This is a genomic window from Paraburkholderia unamae (genome assembly GCF_003268775.1).
GTDB classification, from domain to species: Bacteria; Pseudomonadota; Gammaproteobacteria; order Burkholderiales; family Burkholderiaceae; genus Paraburkholderia; species Paraburkholderia unamae.
The window spans coordinates 1-1,742 of sequence record NZ_QLSU01000070.1 but is presented as its reverse complement, the minus strand read 5'-3'; the positions used below and the strand labels follow the sequence as shown (position 1 = coordinate 1,742).

The following is a 1,742-nucleotide window of genomic DNA, read 5'->3' as shown; positions in this document are numbered from 1 at the left end:
ATTGCTCAAGGCTACCTATATTTCATGCAGCAGTCCTATGCGACTGGTCAGACTCTGATTACTGACGGTGGCGCAACGATCGTGTGACAGGGCCGTATTCCGTCCGGGGTATTCAGCGAGTGCCTATGCGAGCAACCGCAGGTTACGATAGTCCCGGGGGCGAGGCCGGAGGCATTGGTTGGATCGGCGGCAGGCAGGTCACGCAGCTGCCGCGCGCGCTCCGGTCACCCCGCAGGAAACGACCCGCGCAGTCGTCAGGCGCTCAAGGCACAGGCTACTGGCTACTCATAATTCGCAGGGGTTGAGCGAGCCGATTCGAGTGTACGACTGCCGGGAGGTAGTCTACCCTCGCGCGTCCGATAAAGGCGGGTATGGGCGTCGGATCGTGCAGGCAGTCGCTGCCGATGCTCACGCGGGCACGCACGTGTGCCTAATGCGGGGCTTGTCGCTGCTCCCCTGTCGTCAGAACGTCGATACGACCCGAACCCGTCCGTCATGAGCATGATGCGCCAGTGCCCCGGTATACGAATGCCGCGGTCTATCGACGTGCGTCCGAGTCCACGCTGCCGACGCAGCCGGCCCTCGATCCGGACTCGGGCGCAATCGTCGCAATCAATGCGGTTCAGGCGCCTGAGCCTTCAACCGGGCTCGGTGCTGTGGGCGGGGCCGTCGCGGGAGGGATGCTCGGGAATCAGATCGGGCAGGGGCGTGGCCGCACGCTCGCCACAATCGCGGCGGCCATTGGTGGAGGCCTCTCGGGTAACGGTATCGAACATGAGGTGCGCAAGACCACCAACTATCAGGTTCAGTTGCGAATGGCCGACGGCAGCTACCGGAACTTCAGCTATTCGTCCCAGCCAGAGCTGGCCGCTGGCGAGCCCGTCCACGTCGACGGTGATACGTTGACCGCGTCGTGATGAGCTTTCTCAGCCGGGAGAGCTTGCGAGGATACGCACCTCCGCACCCGTCGATACCATTCGCTCGGAGTCGAGCTTCTCGCGTGTCAACATCATCGGTCGGTTTGCGGAGTGCAGCAGCATCGCTGTAGCTGGATCGGCGGACAGGCCACAGAGCCGTAGGAGCAGAACACGCAACAGTCACCTGGCTTGGGGCGCAAGAGGGCACGGCAGGACGGGCACTCCCGGTAGAACTTGCAAGCGTCCGTTGGCATGGCCTCTTTCCAGGCAAAGCCGCACAGAGGGCAGGTCAATTCGGATTCGAGGATTACAGCATTCATCTTCATTGGGGCTACCGCGTCTCTGGCTTTAGCGCGTGCCAACGTTCGGCCGCCAGGGCGCCATCGCCGCGCTGCCGCGCCTTGAGGGTTGTCGTTGATCTTCGCATCCGAAGCGGTAAATTTGGTGATCAAATTCCACTGTCGCGTGATCGTCGCATCGAGCGATATCGCGGCTCACGTTGTCCTTGGGCTGTCGAAGACCATGCTTTCGACGTCATTGACCGTGGTGAGCGCCGCGACGTTGTCGCGCGAGACATCGAACATCCCGGCATTCAGCACATATCGGTCATTGAGAAACGCGAAACTGCTGCTGGCATCGTACTGCTGCACTGACTCGAACGCGCGCTGAGCTACTTCAGGGTTTCACGGTATGCCACATACCCTTGAATCCGTCTCCATTCACCTGACCGGCCTGTTTGTCCTGTGCGAAGCGATATAGCGGACGGCCCTTGTAGGTCCACTGATGTTTTCCATCAGAGGTCGCAATAAAGCCCCAATCGCCGTT

4 protein-coding genes are annotated in these 1,742 nt (G+C 61.2%); 1 reads left to right on the top strand and 3 read right to left on the bottom strand.

The annotated features are described in order from the left end of the window. Nucleotides 1–512: 512 nt before the first annotated feature. Nucleotides 513–917: a glycine zipper 2TM domain-containing protein gene (locus C7401_RS44170; protein WP_372460496.1), complete on the top strand. Its 405-nt coding sequence runs from the start codon at nucleotides 513–515 to the stop codon at nucleotides 915–917. A 92-nt stretch (nucleotides 918–1,009) separates the two neighbouring features. Here the strand turns inward: C7401_RS44170 and C7401_RS45920 are convergent, their stop codons facing one another. The 3 genes from C7401_RS45920 to C7401_RS44160 all read right to left on the bottom strand — a co-directional run. After that, a complete protein-coding gene (locus C7401_RS45920; RefSeq protein ID WP_112178360.1) occupies nucleotides 1,010–1,237 on the bottom strand; it encodes a GDCCVxC domain-containing (seleno)protein in 228 nt (75 codons plus the stop codon). Between the two features lie 174 nt (nucleotides 1,238–1,411). Beyond that, nucleotides 1,412–1,567 (bottom strand): hypothetical protein, encoded by a 156-nt coding sequence (locus C7401_RS45305; RefSeq protein WP_165841812.1) that lies wholly within the window; start codon nucleotides 1,565–1,567, stop codon nucleotides 1,412–1,414. A 25-nt stretch (nucleotides 1,568–1,592) separates the two neighbouring features. Next, the coding region (locus C7401_RS44160; RefSeq protein ID WP_444980880.1) for a COG4315 family predicted lipoprotein at nucleotides 1,593–1,742 on the bottom strand (150 nt) is incomplete at its 5' end.

Coding starts and splice junctions, on each gene's coding strand:
- C7401_RS45920 (WP_112178360.1), bottom strand. CDS start 1,237: ATGAATGCTGTAATCCTCGAATCCGAATTGACCTGCCCTCTGTGCGGC.